Raw genomic sequence first — 20,581 nt, forward strand, 5'->3', positions numbered from 1 at the left:
CCAGATGCCGGTCCACGCAGTTCGCCGACACGTTGAGCTTGCCATCGGCGAACCAGCTGATGTGGAAATCGGCCTCCTCGAACGACCAGTCCCCCGCAATCTCAGGACGCTTCATCCAATCCAGACGCTTCGCTGCCTCCAGCCAAAAACTACCTGGATCCGCGAGCGAAGCCCCGTAGATCGCCATATACGCGGCTTCGCTGACGATCGCGGCGTCGCTCCACGCCGCTGGAACCGGATACACTTCCCCCACCTCGACCATCGCCATCACTCGCCGAGCGACAGGGCAGGCATCTTTGCGGACGGTAGCGAGACCTTCAGATACCCGGCGATCGTCGGGGCGATCTGCCGCATGTCGATCTGGCCGAGATTCTTGCCAGCGGGGATCCCGGGTCCGGTGATCAGGAAAGACGAACGCATGTCCGGGCGCAACGTGCGGGTCGAAAAGGCACCATGTGCGCCACCCTTTGCAGGCTGGACGAGCGGTCCGGTCATTGCATTCCCCATGCGGTACCCGACCTTCAGCGCCACGACGGATTCGGCTTCCGCTGAAAGGCCCAGCCCGGCAATTTCCTCCCGTCCGTAGATACGCTCGATCCCGTTGGCGGGGTCGGCAGCGAGCTTGCGCAGAAATGCGTCGAGTTGCGCGCGCGTCTGCTGATCCTCCGGATCGTTCAACACCGCCATCGCCATACCGCCGACATACCAGATGAATGCGCGCCACGAGGTCACGACGGGTTCGGGATCACTGCTCAGCGTGATGAACCCGGCCTCTACCATCGCCGCGTTGAGATTGACCTGGTGCGTCACCGTGAAGAAACCGTGATCCGAGGCGATCACGATCACGGTATTAGGATGCGCCTTCCTTTGCGCCGCGATTACCTGGCCAACAGCGGTATCGATCCGTTCGAGCGAAGCGTGTGCCTCGGGCGTGAAAGGGCCGAACTCATGCTCCTTATGATCGAACGTCACGAAATGGAGGGTCAGGAAGTCGGGGCGCTTCTGCTCGATCAGCGCCACCGCGTCGGCGGCGATCTTCGCGTCGTCCTCGTCCGAACCCTCCATCAGGTTGAAGTCGATATCGGCGGCGTCCCGCGTCACCGGCCAAAAGATGCTGGCCGTGGTCAGCCCGGCCTTCTTCGCTGCGCCCCAAAGCGTGGGAGCCTTGATCTGCGAATAGGAACCGAAGCCTTTTGGCAGTTTCGCGAGCGGAGCGAAGGGCCGGTTATTGACGATGCCGTGCTCAGCCGGGAGCACGCCGGTCACCAGCGTCGTATGGTTGGGATTGGTGACGGTCGGATTGACGTTCAACACTTCCTGCGCATGGCTGCCCTCCTTCAGGAAGCGGCGCAGCACCGGGATTTTCAGACCATATTTGTCCGCCTCCAGAACGGCATCCGGCCGCATTCCATCGATCGAGATCAGCAGGACCGGGCGGCGGTCAGCGGCCTTCGCCGCCGCCGCGCCGTTCTGCGCGCTTGCCGGGCCAGCCGGCATAACGCTCAGCACGGCGAGCACGATCAACATGTTCAGGGTACGCCATAACTTCATGATCGGCTCTCCGGATTTTCTGAGCTTCACCAATAACGGGCTCCTCACAGGCTTCAGAACCTGTGCTCCATCCGCAGCTTGAACTGGCGGCCGCGCGGATTGAAGGTTCCGACGAAGAAGCCTTCATCCTCATCCGCAACGGGCGGCCAGGTATCGAAGACATTGTTGATACCCAAGGTGAGCCGCGTGTTCGCGTTGCTGCCAAAGGCATAGGTGACGCGCAAATTGTGCAGGGTGGAAGGCTTCACGCGCAGATAATAGCGCATCACCCCGTTATCGTTCACCACAGCGATGCTCTTGGGCTTGTCGAGCGCCTCGTAGATCGCCTGCGTGGTTGCCGCCGAAGTGTCGATGGTCGCACCGTAATAAGCGGTGTACCAGTCCGCCGACCACGGACCGCTCTTCCAGCCCAGCGTGAAGTTGCCGACCCACTTCGCGCGGCCGTTCTTGCCGAGCTCGTCGATCACCACGCCATCGTCGGCAAGCTCTTCGTCGCGCTTGAGGTTGCGGGTCGCTTCCGCGCGCAGCGAGAACTGGCCGATGCCGAAATCGGGCACGCGGTAGTGCAGCCCGAAATCCACGCCGGAAAGCCGGCGCGAACCCAGGTTGATATAGTCGTTGATCATGCTGGTGATCTCGCCGACGACCGCGCGCTTGGTCGCGTTGGTCGGCTGTGCAGCGTTATAGGCGGCAAAGGTGGCGATGTCCGCCGCGGTGGGCGCACGGCGCGTCACGCGGTTGCTGCCGGCATAGCCCGAAGTACCCGAGCCCAGATCGACCTGGTCGATCGTCTTGCCCGAAGCGAGCGCCGCCTGGGTAGCCAGGTCGAGCGCAAGCTCGTCGAGCGCAAGCACCTGGGCGTTCCCCAGCGCGGTGATCGCGTCGCGCTGCTCGAGCCGCCAGTAATCGGCAGTCAGAGTAAGACCGCGAATGCCGGGCATGTCGAGAACGAAGCCCGCACCCCAGTTGCGCGCCTTTTCGGGATCGAGCCGGTCGTTGCCCTGGCGGAAGGTGCGGCGCGGTCCGCTATTATCGACCGCCGCGTTGGTCACGTCATAGCGATAGGGATCGGCCGTATAGTTTACGCGCAGCAGCGGCGACGTGTCGGTCTGGGCAAGGTTCGGCGCGCGGAACGATTCATTGTACGAAGCGCGCAGCTTCAGCCACGGGGTCGGTGCCCAGAGCACGTTGTACTTCGGCGTGGTGCTCTCGCCATGAATCGAGAAACGTTCGTGACGGATCGCAGCGCCGAACTCGAGGTGCTGGAAGCCGAAAAAGGCGTTGTCCCGGGTGACCAGCGGCAGCGAGATTTCGGCGTAGCCCGATTGCACTTCCTGCTGCGCATGCACCTCCCCATTGGGGCTCATCGCGATGAAATCATTGTCGTCATCGCGCATATAGGGGAAATCCGCGCCCGAACCGGGAGGGTTCAGACCCGCATAGGGTGCCTTCCACGAATCATAGCGTTCCCAGCGCACCTCCGCGCCGGCCGCCACCTGGATGCGGCCGCCACCGAAGGGCAATTGCCACAACTGGCCCGCGATCTTGGCATCCCAGGTCACGATGCGGGTTTTGCCGTAACGATTGTCGGTGTCGTACATGGGCTCGGTCACCGAGTCCGGATTGACATAGGGTTTGTCGACAACGACCTGGTTGTTCACGACCTTGAACGTCACGGGAAACGGATTGTAGGCCGTGGAGTCAGTGCGGCCGAGCGCCCTGCGCAACAGCGATTCACGATAGATGTTTTTCTCGGTCTCGTGGCTATAGGCACCCGAGATCAGTACGCCGCTTTCCCATGACCAATTGTCGCCGAGGGTGCCGCGAATGCCGCCCAGCGCACGGTAGAAACTGGAATCCACCTGGATGTAGCGCAGCTTGGTGCCCGGAGGGATAAGCCCCGCGACGATCGTGACGTCGGCAGGCGCGCCCGTGATGCGCGGCGTTCCGTCCGCATTGGGCGCCCCCGTCGGGTGATAGAAGCGCACACCGAACGGGTTGTAAGGATTGGATGCGGGAACGTAGAGCCCGGGCTCGTTCACGTTCTGCATATTGGCTTCTTCGCGCTGGCTGTTTGCGCGCGAGCCCGAATAGAGGACATCGCCGAAGAGCGTGATGCTGTCGGTAAGCTCGTGCTCGACAAACAGGCCCGCATTGATCCGCTTGATCGCGGGTACCAGCGCGCGGTGCATCAGGCGATTGTCGTAATATTCGTCCTCCGGATTGCCCAGATTGCGCGACGGTGTCGTCTGCTTGAAGTTCACCGCGCCGTTGGCGTCCGGATAGAGGAAGAAGGTGCCGTCCGCCGCCAGGGTGGCGACGCCGCCCGCCGGAGCCGATGCGGTCGAGATGCCGGCGTTTCCGGCCGGGCGCGAGCCGTTGAACGTCAGATAGTCGGATTGGATATAGCCGCGCCGATACTGCCCGTAATGGTTGATCGTGCTGCCATTATCCATGTCGTTGTCGAGCGCGAAGGGGGTGCCCGTCGCCGGATTGGTCACCGGCAGGCCGTTCCACGGCGCTGGCAAGCTGCGGGTCCGCCGCAGATCCGAATGGGAACCCCATGCGCGATCGCCGAAATTCAACTGGGTCCGCTTGAAGAGATCGAGCGAGACGCCGACGGAGGTCTTGCCCAGCTTGAAGCTATTGGCGGCAGTGAAGCGATATTCGTTGGCCCCGCCATGCTGGGTGAGCAACGTTTCCGCGCCGACGCGCCCGCCGCCCGTCTTGGGCGAGATGATGCTGTTGATCACACCGGCTGCGGCGTCGGCGCCGTAAATCGCTGAAGCGCCGTCGCGCAGCACCTCGACGCGCGAGAGCAAGGCGGTGGGGATCACGTTCGCGTTGGGCGAGAGCGCCGGCACGCCCTGGTCCGTACCCGAAAGCGGATGCGAAGCGATGCGGCGGCCGTTGATCAGCATGAGCGTGCTGCCCGCGCCGATGCCGCGAAGGTCGATCGAGGCGACGTCGCCGCGCGCGCCCTGCGATGCGATCGTCGCTTCGTTGATCGCCGGCGGGCCGGCGGAGGGAATGCTAGCAAACAGCTCGGCACCGGTTGCACCGCCGCGCACGTCCATTTCTGCGCTGTCGATGACAGTTACCGGCAACGCGCCTTCCTGCGCGCCGCGAAGATTGGATCCGGTAACGACGATCCCTTCGCCGCTATCCGTTTCTTCGTCCACGGCCGGTTCCTGGGCGGTCGCGGTCTGGGAGGCGGTCTGTGCCTGCGCGGCGGAAGCCGCAACGAGTGCGGCGGCCATTGCGGTGCTGCCTAGAATCCAACGGCGTGCGATCATTTCCCTCTCCTTTGTTCTGATCTTTCGCCACGATCGGCCGCCTTCTGGCGTGTCCGTATCCCGGCGCACTTCTTCCACGTGATCCCCCGCCCCGCGGCGGGAAGTTCACCTCCTTATGAACAAGGCTATTGTTGCACTGGCGGCGCTCGCCGCAGCGACGATGAGGAACACCAGCGAGGTGTCATGGTGGGTATCCATGAACGCGCCGATCAGCGGTTCTCCCAACCCGGCGAAAAGATAGGCGAAGAAGTTCATCACCCCGATCGCGGTGCCCGCCCGCTTGTGCCCGACAAGATCGGGACAGAGCGCCCAGAACGAGGATTGCGGGCCGTAAACGAAGAAGCCGCAAAGGAAGAGCGTCGCGATGCCGAGATACACCCGGTCGGTGGGGATCGTGTACATGACCAGCGATGTCGCGGTGGCGAGCGCCATGTAGAGCGCGATCGCCAGATACCGCTTCGATCCGAAGATGTTGTCGGAGACCCAGCCGTTGGTCGCGGCGCCGATCGCCATCCCGACAGGCAAGGCGACCGCGATCCACTGGGGATTGATGAACGTCCCCGCCGATGCCCCGCTGGCACCCCCGCTACCCAGGAAATGAACGGGCACCCAGACGAGCAGCCCGTATCGCGCCGCGTTCTGGAAACCGATGGCAAGGCCGCCTAGCAGCAAGCGCCAATTGGAAAGCACCGCCTTGTAGCGGCCCCATGAGGTTTCCCCGTCGGGAACCGGCGCGGCATTCTCGTCCTCGACGCCGTCATGCGGAGACTGGAAGCCCATCTCCTCCGGATGCTCGCGGGCGATGAAGTAGAATGCGACGCCGCCCACCAGCATCAGCAGCACCGGCAGGCGGAAGATCCAGCGCCAGTCGAGATGCAGCGTGTGCACGACGATGATCGAGGTGACGAACGACAGGACCGAGGCCATGCCGGCCGCGAACACATAGAAGCCGAAAATCTTGCCGCGGTCGTTCTTGCCGAACCAGTTCGAGAGCAGCCTGCTGCCCGGCGCCCAGCCCATTGCCTGGAAATAGCCGTTGATGCCCCAGAGCACGCCCAGGCTCAGCACGCTCGTCGTAAAGCTGACAGCCCAGTTTGCTGCGCAGGAAAGGATGGCGCCCGCGCTCATCACGCGGCGGCCGCCGAACTTGTCCCCCAAATTGCCGTTGATCGCCTGGCCGATGGCATAGCACCACAAGAGCGCCGCGCTCACCCAGCCGAGCGTTTCCTTCGAAACGCCATATTCCGCCTGGATGCCCGGGATGGCGAAGCCGAAAGTCTGCCGCCCCGTATAGAAGAACAGGTAGCAAAACATCGCGGCGAACAGCATCCGCCGCTGCGCGCGGCGGAACGGAAGGCTCGCGGCGGGCGTCACGCGGTCCACGGCAGCGACCATGTGCGGACATTCGTGAAGCTCTTCATCGCCTCCACGACGCCTTCCTTGTCGCCCAGCCCCGAATCCTTGATGCCGCCGAAGGGAGACATCTCGATCCGGTAGCCGGGGACCTCCCACACATTCACGGTGCCGACTTCGAGTTCGGCCACGAAGCGCTCGATATAATCCAGCCGGTTGGTGCACACGCCGGACGACAAGCCATATGCCGTCGAATTGGATATCAGGATCACTTCCGAAATGTCGTTGGGGCAGCGCAGGATCGGGATGACCGGGCCGAACGTCTCTTCCAGCACCAATTCGCAATCATGCGGTACGTGGTCGACCACGGTGGGCGCGAACAGAGCGCCGCGACGCTCCGGTCCGTGCAGGATCGCAGCGCCCTTGGCCGCCGCGTCCTTGACGCGGCTTTCGAACAGGATCGCCGAGCGCTCGTTGATCACCGTTCCAACGTCGGTTTCGGGATCCATCGGATCGCCGCTCTTGAGCTTCTTCGCCTTCTCGGTGACCAGCCGGGAGAACTCGTCTGCCACGGCGTCGACGACTAAGATGCGCTTCACCGCCGTGCAGCGCTGGCCCGAATTCTTCGTCGCACCCGTCACCGCGAGTTCCGCCGCCTTGTCCAGATCGGCGTCTTCCATCACGATGAGCGGGTCGTTGCCGCCAAGCTCCAGGATACGGCGCTTGTAACCCGCCGTATTCGCGATGTGCTTGCCCACCCGCACCGATCCCGTGAAGGTGATCAGATCGGCATCGGGATCGGTGATCATCGCGTCGCCCATCGTCGAAGGGCTTCCCGTGACGACAGAGAGCATTTCGGGCGGCAGTCCGGCTTCGTACAACACGTCTGCCAGAGCCAGCGCGGTAAGCGGCGTGAGCTCAGTCGGCTTGAGCACCACCCGGTTGTTGGTGGCGATCGCCGGTGCCAGCTTGTGGCTGACCATGTTGAGCGGATGGTTGAACGGCGTGATCGCAGAGATCACGCCGAGCAGCGGCAGGCGCGTGGTGAAGATCTTGCGCGGCTTCCCCATCGAGGAAATGTCGCAGGCGTAGATTTCGCCATCGTCCTTGATCGTGAGCTGGGCCGCGAACGACCACACGTCATAGGCGCGGCTCGCTTCGTACAGGCCGTCCTTCCAGCACAAGCCGGTCTCGGAGACGATCAGCCGCGCAAACAGCTCCTGCCGGTCGCGCAGCAATTCCGCGGTCCGTTGCAGGATCCGCTGGCGCTCATGGCGCGTCAGCCTGGGCTTGAACGCCTTCGCAGCCTGGAAGGCTTCACGCACATGTTCCGCGCGCGCCGCGGGCACGGTCCCGACAACGCTATTGTCATACGGATTGGTGACTTCGATGACGTCGTCGGTCCGCACGAGCTTTCCGGCGATCCGCATCGCTTCGAGCCGCATCGGCAGTTTCCCCCCCTCGCCCATGATCAGGCCACCAGGTTCAGGGCGACGTCGAACGCGTCGAAGTTGCGCAGCACCCTGTCTGCCGGGATTTCCGCCGGGCGGTTCGCGATCAGCGGCACCCTCTGTTCGGTGAGCCCGCCATGGCTGCGCAGCGGCTCGGTAAGGCCCGAGAAATCGTGCCGCGCGGCAATGGTGCCGAGCACCTTGTGGCGATCCGCGAGGATCACGACGTCGCCGATGCGGTCGGCGGGCAGCTCGAAGCGCGCGCAAGCCTCGTCGGCGGTGATCGCCACGGTGATCCCATCGATCGCCTTCGCAGCGTCGATGACGGCCTGCACCTTGTCGGGATCGACATAGACCGTCGCGAACGAACCGAGCGAGCCGTGATGCGCGACATAGGGGTCGGTGATCGGCAGGATGACGCGCGTGGCGCCCGCGCCGAGCGCCGCGTCCATCGCTTCCTGGAGATAGATGACGTCGGGTTGGCCGTCGCTGCGGTGCTTGTCGTTCATGCCATGATCGGCGGTGACGACCAGCGTGCAGCCGAGCGCATCGAGCTGGCCGATATAGCTGTCGAACATCGCGTAGAAATCGTTCGCGGCCTTCGACCCAGGTTCTGCCTTGTGCTGCACATAGTCGGTCGTCGAAAGATACATAAGATCGGGCCGGAAGCTATTGAGAAGCTTGACGCCAGCCGCAAAAGCGAATTCCGAGAGGTCCGCCGAATAAACCTCGGGCAAAGGCAGCCCGACGAAATCGAGGACGTTCTCGATACCGTTTTCGGCCAGGGTGGCCTGATCAGCCTTTTCCGAGGAAAAGGCGATCGCGGTGCCGCTGGAGAAATCGAGCCCCTTGCCGAGCAGGGTCCGCAACTTGTCCTTCGCGGTCACCACCGCGACCTTCATCCCGGCTTTCTGGAACTCCGCGAAAATGGTGGGCACGCGCAGGAATTTTGCATCGTTCATCATCACTTCTGCGCCGCTCTCGCGATCGTAGAAGAAGTTTCCGGAGATCCCGTGCACGGCGGGCGGGCGCCCGGTGACGATCGAAAGGTTGTTCGGATTGGTGAAGGTCGGAACTACCGAAAGCGCGGTCGTGTTGGTCCCTTGCTTCATCACGCGGTCAAGATTGGGGGCGAGGCCCGCCTCGATCGCGCGCTCGATATAGCCGGGCTCGGAGCCGTCGAGGCAGATGACGACGACAGGCCGGTCAGGGCGCCGGTAGGTGCGGCCGTTGACCAGCAGGCCGGCACCGGTGTCGATGGGCGAATTCATACTCTTCTCCTCAGGCAACTGCGGCCAGAACAGCGGCGCGCGTGCTGATAAAATTGCGTCCACGCTCGCCATCCAGGGCGTCGTCGATCGCTGCGATCCAGTTTTCATGGGTGACGCCGTAGTCGGTCGCGCGGGTGGATATTCCCAGACCGGTCAGGAACGCCTCGAGCTGCTCCACTCCCTTGCTCAGATCACCCCCAAAGATCCGCGCGAGCGCCGCGTCGCAGGCTTCGTTCTGGCCGATCACGCTGCGCATCACCGCCGAAAGGGTGAACGAGCAGGCGATGCCGTGGACGGTGCCGTGATGCAGCGTCAGATAATAGGATAGCGAGTGGGCAAGCGAGGTCTTGGTGTTCGAGAAAGCCAGCCCCGCAAACAGGCTCGCGCGCGCCACCCGGGTGCGCAGATCCACATCGTCAAGTTGCTCCACCAGCTTGGGAAGCGCGTCCAGAATCTCGCGTGCCGCGAAAACGGCGTGGTTGGTCGAGACCGGGTTGGCGTTGACGTTCCAGATGCTTTCCAGCGCATGCGACAGCGTATCAAGACCGGTCGCCAGCGTCAGAGCGCGCGGAACACCAAGCGAGGTCATCGGATCGATGATCGCATGCTGGGGATACAGGCTCTCGTGGTTCAGCGAGTATTTCTTCTTGATCTCGGTGTCCCAGACCGTGGCCCAGCTCGTGACCTCGCTTCCCGTTCCGAACGTCGTCGGCACGGCGATGATCGGCGTGGCGCTCAACGTCTCCGCATCGGCGCGGCCTTCGAGAAAGGCCTGGACGCGCGCGAAGTCTCCCCCCGCTGCGGCCAGAACTTTCGCAGTGTCGATCACGGAACCTCCGCCGAACGCGACGATCACTTCGGGAGGGCTGGCCGCGGTGCCATAGGACCGGCACGCGATCCGCAGTCCGTCAAAGCTCGGATTCGGCTCCACGTCGCGCACCACCACTGCGGGCACGCCAGCCTCGCTGGAAATCGCCGCGACCATTTCGTCGAAATACGGATGGTCGTTGTACGTGAGCAGGCAATAGCTGCGGCCTGCAACCTTATCGCGGATCGCCGACACGGCGCTTGCGCCGAACGTCACCTCAACCGGGTTTGCGTATTTCCACGAAACGGCCATCGCCGCGTCTCTCCCCTGCATTTTTTCTGCGGGGATTGAAGGCGATTACGGCCGCATGGTCCAATTGATAGTTTTGTCGATATCTATATAAAAAACCTATGAGGTATACCCAGCTCCGCTCGTTTCACGCCGTGGCCGCGACCGAGAGCGTCACTGCCGCGGCGAACCAGCTCAACGTAAGCCAGCCGACGCTGACCACGCAGATTCGCCAGTTGGAGGAAGAATATTCGATCGAGCTTTTCGTCCGGACCGGCAGACGCATGCGGCTCACCGATGCGGGCCGTCAGCTTCAGCAGATTACCCGGCGAATCGTCGCCGACGAAGCCGACGCGCGGCATTTCCTCACCGAAAGCCGCGAACTTCGCACGGGCCATCTCCGTGTTGGTGCAGTCGGTCCGTTTCACGCGACCGAGATGCTGATCGCCTTCCATTCGCGCTATCCGGGCATCGAGATCTCGGTATCGGTCGGCAACTCGAACGACGTTCTTCAGGACCTTCTGGAATTCCAGTCCGATGTCGCGGTGCTCGCTTATGTCGAAAATGACGAACGGCTTTGGTTCTCCCAATATAGCCGCGATTCGATCGTGGCGTTCGGTCGTCGCGACCACGCGCTTTTCGCGCCCGAGCGAAGCGGCATCCGCATCGCGGAGCTCCACGACGAGCCGATGGTGGCGCGCGAACATGGTTCGAACACCCGCCGCGCCACCGAAGAAGCGATGGCAAAGGCCAATGTCCGGCCCAGGATCGCGATGGAGATCGGAAGCCGCGAGGCAGTACGCGAAGCCGTCGCCAGCGGTGTCGGGTTCGGCTTCGTATCAAGTGCCGAATATATCGGCGACGACCGCATCCGGAGCCTTCCGGTCGTAGACGCGGAGATATTCAACTATGCGCACATCGTGTGCAGGCGAGACCGGTTGCAATCGCGGCTTATCTCGGCGTTTCTGGAAGTTACCGAGACCCTGCGCAGACCCTGACATCGCGTCCGAAGCGCGACCTGAACGCCATCCGCAGGAAGACATCGGTCCGGATTCCGCCTCTGGATTTGCACGGTGTGCGCAACCGATTCGGCCACAATCATTATCCAAACGAATATTCGACATGCGACTCCATGCAGATCCCGCATGTCCATCGATCCCATACAGCGCAAAGAAGCGCAGTTGATCACAAGCAATCGTGATCAGGTGTCCCCTCCAGCCAAAGGCGGAGTCGGCGCCGCGCATGTGGCGTGACTTAAAAAGGGGGGATCATGAGCAAGAATTCAATGAAATTGTCGTGGTTGGTTGGGGTGAGCATGTTGGCGGCCCTGGTTCCCGCGCATGCATTTGCGCAGTCTGCAGACCCGGTCGAGGTTGCGGCAGAGGCGCAGGACGACGGCGGCGAGATCATCGTCACCGGTTCGAACATCTGCGGCGCTGCACCCGTCGGTTCGCCGGTCATTGCGCTGACGCACGACGATATCAGCGCGGGCGGCGCGGTCAGCACCTCGCAGATGCTGCAGCAGGTGCCTCAGGTCCTCAACATCGGTGTGTCCGAAACCTCGCGCGGACAGGCCGGCGGCTCGGGCAACCCGACCTATGGCACCAGCATCAACCTGCGCGGCCTCGGCCCGTATTCGACGCTGACCATCGTCAACGGGCAGCGCGTCGTTCCGCAGGGCACCACCGGCCAGGCGCCCGATCCTTCGACCATTCCCACGCTCATGCTGAAGCGCATCGACGTGATGGCTGACGGTGCGTCGGCGGTGTACGGCTCCGAAGCGATCGCAGGCGTCGTCAATCTGGTGCTTCGCCGCGATCTGGATGGTGTGGAAGCAAGCGCCCGCTACGGTTTTGCCGATGGCTATAATGAGCGCCTGATCGGTCTCGCCGCCGGCACCAGCTGGAGCACCGGCCAGATCACCGCCGCGATCGAACAGGGATATCACTCGAACCTTCCCGGTATCGATCGTGATTTCTACGCCAGCGATCTTCGCTCGCGCGGCGGCGGCGATTTCCGCGCCACGCAGTGTGCGCCCGGCACGCTCACGATCGGCGGCTCCACCTACGCGATCCCCGCAGGCGGCGTGACCCAGGCAACGGCCGCCCAGCTGGTCGCGGGAACGTCCAATCGCTGCGACAACGCCAAGCTTGGCGATCTGCTTCCCGAACAGAAGCACAACAGCGCGGCATTCACGTTCGATCAGCGGTTCGGCTCCTCGGTCCGCCTGTTCGCGGACGGCTTCTACAAGGAGCGCGAATTCTCCTTCACGCCCGCGCCGCTGACCGTGAACCTCACCGTGCCCAGTACGAGCCCCTCCTTCGTGCGCCCGGCGGGTGCAACCGGCACCAGCGGGACGGTCGCCTATTCCTTTGCCGATCTGCTGCCCGCAAACCGGGTAAGCGGCACGTCCAAGTCGTGGAACGTCACGTACGGCGCAGAGGCGGAGCTCGGCGCAGGCTTCGTGGTCACGCTGCAGGGCGGCTATGGCAAGTCGATCGAGCGGGCGCTGTCCACCGGCGGCCTCGATACCCGCTCGGCAGCAGCTGGCGGCGTCCTCAACACCGCCATCGCCAATGGCAGCTTCAATCCGTTCCTTGCCAACCCCGGCAGCGTCGCGTCCTTCGCCACCTCGGTGAGCGACACGCGTGGCGGCGCAACGCTGGAGCGCTATGGCGCGAAGATCGAAGGCCCGCTTTTCGAATTGCCGGGCGGCACCCTGCGCGTAGCGGTCGGCTATGAGCGGCAGTATCTGGAAAGCCGGAACGGCACGTTCAACAACGTGCCTGCTGCGACCGGCTACACCGTCGCGCTGCGCCTCTTCAAGCGCAAGGTGGATTCGGCCTATGCCGAAGTGCTGCTGCCGCTGATCGGCGCCGACAACAACATCCCGCTGATGCAGCGGCTTGATATCAACGTCGCTGGCCGGTTCGATCATTATTCCGACATCGGTGCATCGACGTAAGCGTACAAGTTGACCTGATCCTCATACCCGATCGGATCAACCTGCAAAAACCGCCCGATCTTCGGAGCATACACGCGAGCCTTGTAGTGATACATCCCGATCTCCGGGATCCAAGCCTGGCCGGTATACTGGAACCGCCCGGCATTGCCGCTCGCCGGCACGCCATGCTCGTCATAGCTGTTGACGTTGAGCACGCTCCCCGAGCTATCAGTCACCGCCACGATCGAGTCCTGGTGATCGGCATAGAGATAGCGTGGGCTCGACATCCCCGAGCCTTCGTACCAGACCTGCGGATCGTCATCCCCATCGCCATGCACGTAGCGGCGCAGCAGATTGCCCGAGGCGTCATATTCCGCGGTCAACCGGTCGCCATCGTAGAGGAACCGCGTGTCGGTCGAGCCGCTCGCCACCTGGTAGAGCCGGCCAAGGGGATCATAGACCAAAGACGCGCCCGCCGAACTCGACACCAGCCGGTTCTCCGCGTCATAGCCGTAGGTGACCGTGCCGTCCGAGGTCAGGTTGCCGCTGTCGTCATACGTGTAGCTCGCCGCGCCCACCGCCGCATATTGGTTGGGCCCGTTCGGCGTGTAGCTGGTGCTGGCGTTGGTGTAGCCCGCATAGGCATAGGCGTCATTGTCGCGGCTGCGCGAAACGATCTGGCCCGCCGGGTTATAGCCAAAGCGCGCATCGAGATCATGGCCGCTGCCCGCAACGTCGGTGATCGACCACACCATCCGCCCGACATCGTCATACCCCACCTGCGTGAAGTTGTTCCAGTAGCCCCCCACCCAGCGATACACCGCCGCCGCGCCGCCCGCCGGGTAATATGGCGTGTGGAACAGCGGCAACGCGCCGTTGAGGGTCGTGTAATAGAAGCGGTCCATCCCATCGCTGACGTAATTCACGAAGTTGCCGTCGGGATATTCGATCAGGCTGCGATTGCCGTTCGCATCCCAGCGATAGGTGAGCGTCCGGCTGACGCCTCCCATGCTGGTCGTGCTCGAGAATTGCCGACCGAACCCGTCATAGCTGCTGGTCACCGCGTCGCTGCCCGACGCGCTGTCAAACCGGGCCCCGGTCTGCGCGCCCGTCAGGTCATAGCCGTAATAGACGTCCCGGCTCTGCGCCGAGGTCAGCGTCGTGCAGACATGCCCGCCCGAACAGCCGCCATCGGGCACCGTCTTCACCGTGACCCGGTTCAGCGCATCGTAGCTGAACCCCAGCGCCCGCCCGTCGCGCCGCGTCAGGCTGGTGCGGTTGCCGCCCGCGTCATAGCCATATTCCTCATAGTCGGTGGTCGAAACGGTGCCGGGGGTGGTCTTGCTCGGGAAGCTCCACTTCACCTGCAGGTCATGGCCGTTATAGGCGAAGGCGGCCTTGTTGCCGCCCGCGTCGGCCATGCTCGTCTGCTTGCCGTTGTCGCTATAGGTGTAGCTGGCATAGTCCTGCTGCAGCGCCGTGCCGTACGCCTTCTGCACCGTCACCACCTGGCCCGCCGCGTCATAAACGCTACGGGTGATGCGATCGGGCCCGTCGCTGCCCACCGTGCCGAGCGTGCAGGCCGAGGATGGCAGCGAGGTATAGATCGCCGGGTTCATCCGCACCGCCGTGCATTCCAGACGGCCGAGCGGGCTAAAGCCGGGCTTTTACGGGAGCGCTACGCGGTGGCTGGCATCGGTGGAAGGTAGCGAACATCGCCATAGCAAGGGCGGCGGGATCGATGATCGCCGCCGCCCCAATTAAGTATCGTGTCCCCGGAATTCCGGAATTCGGTGTCCTCGGAATTCCTAATTTCTCCAGCTATCGCAATTTTCATCTATTTTCAAATTGCTTTTATCAGGAAATCCTTGAACAGAAACGAACCTTCTTACAATGTTACCATTGATATTTATTATATAAACTATGCTAATATCAGAAACGAGATCAATATCATATATTAGCATTACATTATTATTGTTTCCGGTATTATATGATTCCCGCAATTCTAAATTGTTAGTACGCCTAAACGGTTTTAATTTATAATCCCGTTGAATGCTTTCAAGTGAAATATGGCTAATACTTTCTCGAGGTACTCGGGCCGCACCGGAAATGTCGATACATCCCAATGTCCAATTTTCATCCTTATCAGGAATATTCTGATTTAAATAAAATGCATTAAATATTGCTGAAATAATAATTAGAAATTTCATAGCTCCCTCAGTAAATAACAGTTAGACCATCATATTTATATCTAAGAGGATATCCCATTGCGGATCTAAAAATATTTTCCACTTTTACCGCTCGCACCTCAGACTCTTTAATCGGTACATTCTGGTTTTGAGAACCATCATATTTACCAGCACCAAAATCATATGCGTGAGAAAGAACCTCGTGAGCCGCTTGCGTCCCCGCCGAGAAAAACAATTTTGTTCCACCATTCCCCGTGTTGGGTAGCGACACTCCATTTAAGTTAATATATGAAGTGCTCCCAGTTGGTATTCCCGCTTTTGCCTGTTCGCTCGCTGTAGGATTCATTATGGAAAAATTCTTTTCAGAAACACTAGGCTCACTTGTAGGCATTCCTTCTGTTTCATAAACATTATGAATCAACTTGGATTCTTTCATCTCCGTGTAACGAGCCATCAATTCCGGACTAGCACTTGCGGCTTCGATAACAGCAGCCTCTAATTTGTCCTTATTAGGGCCGTGGTATGCAAACTCGAGTTTCCCGGTCGGATCCCGTCGATTGACGGGATCGTTCCCCACATAAGTGTACAAATTTACCTGATCCTCATACCCAATCGGGTCCGTCTGCAAAAACCGCCCAATCCTCGGATCATAAACCCGCGCCTTGTAATGGTACATCCCGATCTCCGGGATCCATGCCTGGCCAGTGTACTGGAACCGTCCCGCGACGCTGACGCTGTTTCCAGAGTTCGGGTTGCCGTATTCGTCATAGGCATTGACCCGCGTGACGTTGCCTGCGCTGTCCGTCACCGCGACGATCGAGCCCTGGTGATCGGCATAGAGATAGCGCGGCGACGACACGCCAGAGCCTTCGTACCAGACCAGCGGATCGTCCTGGCCAGCGCCATCGACATAGCGGCGCAGCAGATTGCCCGACGCATCATACTCCGCGACCAGCTGGTCACCGTCGTAAAGGAAGCGCGTGTCGGTGCCGCCGCCGGCGGTGCCGGTCACCTTGTAAAGCCGCCCCAGCGGATCGTAGCTCAGCGCCGCGCCCGCCGAACTGCTCACCAGCCGGTTCTCAACGTCGTAGGTGTAGCTGGTCGTCCCGTCCGAAGTCAGGTTGCCATTGTCGTCATAGGTATAGCCGGCGGCGCCGACCGCGCTGTACTGGTTGAGACCATTGGCGGTGTAGCTGGTGCTCGCGGTCGCATAGCCGGCATAGGCGTAATTGTCGTTGCTGCGCGTGCGCGTGACGATCTGGCTGGCGGGATTATAGGCATAGCCGGCGGTGACGTCGTAGCTGCTGCCGGTGAGATCGGTCGTTGCCGAACTCAGCCGCGAGATGCCGTCATAGCCATAGACCGTGCTGTCAGCCCAGCCGCTGCCGATCCAGCGATACAGCACGGACACCCGCCCCGCCGCGTCGTAAGGCGGGTAGAACAAGGGCGTCGAATTGAGCTCGGCATAGTAAAGCCGGTCCAGCCCCTCGCGATAATAATTGACGTAATTGCTGTCGGGGAAGGTCATCCGCACGCGGTTGCCATTGGCGTCGTAGCGATAGCTTAGCGTCCGCGTCGTCCCGCCCATATCGGTGCTGCTGGTCACCTGCCGCCCGAAGCCGTCATAGGCGCTGGTCACGCCCTGGCCCGAATGCGACACGAACCGGGCATGGGTCTGGGCGCCGGTCAGGTCATAGCCGTAATAGACGTCCGCCGAGGTGCCGACCGAGATATTCTTGAGCGTCACCCGATTGGCGGCATCGTAGCTATAGTCGATATAATTGCCGTCGCGCTTGGTCAGCCTGGTGCGGTTGCCGCCCGCGTCATATTGATAGGCCTCAAAATCGGTGGTCGAGACCGTGCCGGGCGTGGTCTTGCTAGGGAAGCTCCACTTGATCTGCCGGTCATGCCCGTCGAACGCGAAGGCCTTGTTGCCGCCGACATCGGTCATGCTCGTCTGCTTGCCATTGTCCGAATAGGTGTAGCTGGCATAATCCTGCTGCAGCGCGGTGCCGTACGCCTTCTGCACCGTCACCACCTGGCCCGCCGCGTTATAAACGCTGCGGGTGATGCGATCGGGCCCGTCGCTGCCCGCCGTGCCGAGCGTGCAGGCGCTCGACGGAAGCGAAGACCAGACGGCGCTGTTCATCCGCACCGCCGTGCACTCCAGACGGCCGACAGCATCGTAGCTATAGTGCGTCAGCGCCGCCGGCACCCAGGCCGAGCCGTTCCAGCCCGATACGGTATCGGTCAGCTTGCGGCCCATTGCGTCATAGACGGTCTCGGTCTTCTGCTGGAGCGAGAAGCCGCTCCAGCTGGCCGGGGCGACGCTTTCCGACTGCCAGCTCGCTAGTTCGCCCTTCTCGACCTTGGTCAGGCGCCCGGCGGCATCATAGGTGTTGCGCACGGCAAGGTGATGCAGCCAGCCCGAGGCATCCGGATCGGGTGCGATCGTGCCGGTGACCCTCCCCATCGCATCGTAGCGGGTACCCGTCGTGAAGTCCGACGCGGCGCTCTGCGCCATCGCCTGCGTGCTGACGCCGAGGCACAGCAGCGCGGCCGCGCGCGCGAATATCCTGTTGTTCCTGATATGTTCCCCAAATCTCTTGCGATCAGTTGCAGGCGGTCAGGCCGGCGCGCGGCGTGGTTTCCCAGATCTTGTTGCCCTGGCTGTCATAGCCGTAGCAGGTGCGCAGCGTGATCGGGCCGCCGGTGACGAAGTCATAGGCAGTGACGGTCTTGCCGCGCAGCCACAGATTGTTGCCGACCAGGCCGGTGTCCGGGCCATAGTCATAAGCCGTGACGATCTCGTCGTTGCTGCCGCCGCTGCAACCGGTCGTGGTTGCGCTGCTGGTGGTGGTCGTCGTCGTCCGGCAGGTGCGCTCCTGATCGAGCACCCACACCGGCGTTGCCGCCTGGCTGAAGGTGCCGCCCGAATTCTTGAGCCACGCGTAACGCTGCACATAGGCATAGCGCTTGATGGGCGCGATCGCCGATCCCGCACCATCGACCTGCACCGCCGGAGCCGTTTCGGTCAGGACGCCGCCATGCTGGCCGTCATAGGTGTAGCTGGTGGTATTGCCGCGTGCATCGGTAACGGTGATCGGCTTGTTGCACGTCTTCGCCGTGATTCCGGATGCGCTGCACGACGCGGGATAGGTCGCGCTGCTGACGATGTCGGCCAGGCCGGAGCCCGGCTTTGCCTTGCGTCGCGTCTCGGTAACGTTGCCCCGGTCGTCATAGGTGAGTTCGACGCTGTTGCCTTCGGGAAGAGTATAGACGCTGGGGCGCGTGAGATCGGGATAGTCGATGTCCGGCCCGGTGTAGCTGATCGTCGTGGTCTTCCCCAGCTCGTTCTGGATCGAGTCCGGTGCCGAACTGGGCGACGTGCCGATCGTGACGCTCTGGCTGTCGCGCGTCATCACCGCCTGCGAATTGCCCCGGCACGCGATCATCGTCGTCCCCGACGGAATCTGCATGTTGGTGTACGAATATGCGATGCTCTCGCCCGTCGCGAAGCTCTGCGCCGTCACGCGGTCGCGGCTGCCATTCCACTGATCGTCGTAATAGGCATCGGTTCCATAGCCATCGCAGGTGTCATAGGTGTTGGTCACGGTGCAGCTGCTCTGCCCCGGCTCGGTCACGCAGGTGAGATGGCCATCGTCGCCACGCCCGCCGCTGCCATAAGTGAAGCTGGTGACGCCGCCGGCCGGATTGGTGATTGAGGTGATCCTTGCGCCAGATCGGGCCACCGTCACCGTGGGAACCGTGCTCGGGCACGCGCTGAGCGCCGGCAGATAATATTCGGTCAGGTTGATCGCGCAGACCTTGCCGCTGCCCGATTCATAATAAAGCGCCACGCCGCGGTTGGTCGAGATGCTCGACGCACCATAAGTGATCACCGTGCCGTCGGGCTCGGTCCAGCTTGCCGGGGGTGAATTGGAAGTGCCGGCGAGCGGCATGACGTCGAATACGATCTCCGCGCCATCGCTGCTCGTATAGACATATTTGCCCGTATAGGTGCCCGTCGGCGTCCATTCGAGTTTCGCGCCGTCCAGCTGCGTGGAAGTATAGGTTGCCGGGCCAGCGCCTGGCCCGGTCTTGTAGAAACTTGCCGAACGATGGCCGACGACAATATTGCGCGACCAGGTGAAATCGCCCGGATTGCAATAAGGCGGGCAGATCGATTCCATCTGCGTGTTGGTCTTCGTCAGGCTGGTGCGCACGTCTAGATTGGTCGTCCACGGCGTGCTTGGCGTGCGCGCGCCATCGCTGCGATATTGATAGGTGAGCTGGAGCCCCTGCGGGAAGCCGCCGGCGCCGATCGAGAGGGCTGGCACCTCATAGCTATAGCCGCCGGTCGCATAGCTAACGCCGCCCGGGCTGGTGCTGTCGATCTTGGGCGCGCTTTCCTTCTTGTCCTGCGCGGCGGCCGGAGAGGCGGCAAAGCCTGCGACCCCCAGCAGCGCGGCAAGCATATAATGGTTGGTTTGCATGGATTGAGCTCCTTTTTTCAGCTGCAGTAGAGGGAAGAACCGACGCTGTTCACGGTCAGCGTCCCGTTCGACTGAGCGCCCAGGCTGTCCTCGACGACGTACGAGAACACCGTAGTGCTATGCACCGAGTCCGCCGTGACGGACGCGGAGGTGCTCGATGCGACCGACGCAGTGGCATCGCCGCCCGAGCTATAGGCGATGCTGACGAGCACCAGCGGTGTGTTGCCCTCCGGATCGCTGTCATTTGCGAGCAGGTTGACCGTGCCGCTGGTACCGCAGACCAGCGAGATGCTGTCCGCCACCGCCGTCGGCGGCGAATTGGTCGGCGTGGGAGTGGGAGTTGGCGTTGGTGACGGCGTCGGCGTTGGACAGGCCGGGATCGCCGATGTCGCCGCGTCCTGGCGGATGCGGTTGCCGGCCGCATCGAAGCAGGTGCCGGTCAGCCGCCCGCTATTGGGGCCGCCGGCAATGGTGCTCCCCGTCAGCCGGCCGAGCGCGTCAAAGGTATAGGTCGCGGTTTCGTTGCCGATGATGCTAGTAGGGGATGAGTGTGCGGCAGCGGCGAGGGCTAACGCCGTCATCCCCGCCGCGAACCCGATTTCGGTCTTTCGCATAATGCCTCCTCGAATGCCTCGAACCGAGTCGGCGCGAGGAACATTCTAGGAACATTTGAAATCCTACATTGCAAGCACGATGCTCGGCGGGCCCGTACCGCCACTGTTTGGACAGTGCCTCGCGCGCGATTGCATCGCCGCCTGATCCGGTGACGCGGCGGCGCTCCGCCACCGGCGGCCCCTCTCGGCAAGCTTCGTGTTGCCGATCTCAACGCGGCTGCTTGCGCCAATCGCCTCGCGACGCTCGTGCGCGATGCTCGGCATGAGACCGCTGCTTGGACGATGGATTTGCAGATTTTCGTGGTTGTGCCGCTTACAGG

14 protein-coding genes are annotated in these 20,581 nt (G+C 62.2%); 2 read left to right on the top strand and 12 right to left on the bottom strand.

The annotated features are described in order from the left end of the window. From SSO01S_RS09350 to SSO01S_RS09380, 7 genes are all read right to left on the bottom strand, one after another. On the bottom strand, nucleotides 1-268 hold a 268-nt coding region (locus SSO01S_RS09350; protein WP_439646561.1), incomplete at its 3' end, for an acetyl-coenzyme A synthetase N-terminal domain-containing protein. Continuing rightward, nucleotides 268-1,551 carry an alkaline phosphatase family protein gene (locus tag SSO01S_RS09355; protein ID WP_083942942.1) on the bottom strand — a complete coding sequence of 428 codons (1,284 nt, stop codon included), beginning with the start codon at nucleotides 1,549-1,551 and terminating at the stop codon, nucleotides 268-270. The genes SSO01S_RS09350 and SSO01S_RS09355, both read right to left, overlap by 1 nt. Before the next feature lie 53 nt (nucleotides 1,552-1,604). Then, on the bottom strand, nucleotides 1,605-4,847 hold the full coding sequence (locus tag SSO01S_RS09360; RefSeq protein ID WP_083942943.1) for a TonB-dependent receptor domain-containing protein: 3,243 nt from the start codon (nucleotides 4,845-4,847) through the stop codon (nucleotides 1,605-1,607). A 105-nt stretch (nucleotides 4,848-4,952) separates the two neighbouring features. Next, nucleotides 4,953-6,242, bottom strand: a complete 1,290-nt coding sequence (locus tag SSO01S_RS09365; protein ID WP_066798430.1) for an MFS transporter — start codon at nucleotides 6,240-6,242, stop codon at nucleotides 4,953-4,955. Continuing rightward, nucleotides 6,218-7,645, bottom strand: a complete 1,428-nt coding sequence (phnY, locus tag SSO01S_RS09370; RefSeq protein WP_218000356.1) for a phosphonoacetaldehyde dehydrogenase — start codon at nucleotides 7,643-7,645, stop codon at nucleotides 6,218-6,220. The genes SSO01S_RS09365 and phnY overlap by 25 nt, the downstream gene beginning before the upstream one ends. A gap of 26 nt (nucleotides 7,646-7,671) precedes the next feature. Beyond that, complete coding sequence (gene phnA, locus SSO01S_RS09375) at nucleotides 7,672-8,922, bottom strand: phosphonoacetate hydrolase (RefSeq protein ID WP_066798657.1); 1,251 nt, start codon at nucleotides 8,920-8,922, stop codon at nucleotides 7,672-7,674. 10 nt (nucleotides 8,923-8,932) lie between these two features. After that, entirely contained in the window at nucleotides 8,933-10,042 is a 1,110-nt protein-coding gene (locus SSO01S_RS09380; RefSeq protein WP_066798432.1) for a phosphonoacetaldehyde reductase, read from the bottom strand. 98 nt (nucleotides 10,043-10,140) lie between these two features. Here SSO01S_RS09380 and SSO01S_RS09385 point away from each other — a divergent pair, with 98 nt between their 5' ends. Beyond that, a complete protein-coding gene (locus SSO01S_RS09385; protein WP_066798433.1) occupies nucleotides 10,141-11,016 on the top strand; it encodes a LysR substrate-binding domain-containing protein in 876 nt (291 codons plus the stop codon). A gap of 272 nt (nucleotides 11,017-11,288) precedes the next feature. Further along, a complete protein-coding gene (locus SSO01S_RS09390; RefSeq protein WP_083942944.1) occupies nucleotides 11,289-12,983 on the top strand; it encodes a TonB-dependent receptor plug domain-containing protein in 1,695 nt (564 codons plus the stop codon). Here SSO01S_RS09390 and SSO01S_RS17235 read toward each other — a convergent pair. The 5 genes from SSO01S_RS17235 to SSO01S_RS09410 all read right to left on the bottom strand — a co-directional run bounded on the left by SSO01S_RS17235 (nucleotide 12,956) and on the right by SSO01S_RS09410 (nucleotide 20,261). After that, entirely contained in the window at nucleotides 12,956-14,581 is a 1,626-nt protein-coding gene (locus SSO01S_RS17235) for an RHS repeat domain-containing protein (protein ID WP_083942945.1), read from the bottom strand. The genes SSO01S_RS09390 and SSO01S_RS17235 overlap by 28 nt on opposite strands. Before the next feature lie 189 nt (nucleotides 14,582-14,770). Continuing rightward, nucleotides 14,771-15,172 carry a hypothetical protein gene (locus SSO01S_RS17550; RefSeq protein ID WP_157073708.1) on the bottom strand — a complete coding sequence of 134 codons (402 nt, stop codon included), beginning with the start codon at nucleotides 15,170-15,172 and terminating at the stop codon, nucleotides 14,771-14,773. Between the two features lie 7 nt (nucleotides 15,173-15,179). Next, on the bottom strand, nucleotides 15,180-17,675 hold the full coding sequence (locus SSO01S_RS09400) for an RHS repeat domain-containing protein (RefSeq protein WP_066798435.1): 2,496 nt from the start codon (nucleotides 17,673-17,675) through the stop codon (nucleotides 15,180-15,182). 88 nt (nucleotides 17,676-17,763) lie between these two features. Further along, nucleotides 17,764-19,647 (bottom strand): hypothetical protein, encoded by a 1,884-nt coding sequence (locus SSO01S_RS17895; RefSeq protein ID WP_066798436.1) that lies wholly within the window; start codon nucleotides 19,645-19,647, stop codon nucleotides 17,764-17,766. 17 nt (nucleotides 19,648-19,664) lie between these two features. After that, complete coding sequence (locus SSO01S_RS09410; protein WP_066798437.1) at nucleotides 19,665-20,261, bottom strand: Ig-like domain-containing protein; 597 nt, start codon at nucleotides 20,259-20,261, stop codon at nucleotides 19,665-19,667. Between the last annotated feature and the right edge of the window lie 320 nt (nucleotides 20,262-20,581).

It is taken from the genome of Sphingomonas soli NBRC 100801, from assembly GCF_001591025.1.
GTDB lineage: Bacteria > Pseudomonadota > Alphaproteobacteria > Sphingomonadales > Sphingomonadaceae > Sphingomonas > Sphingomonas soli.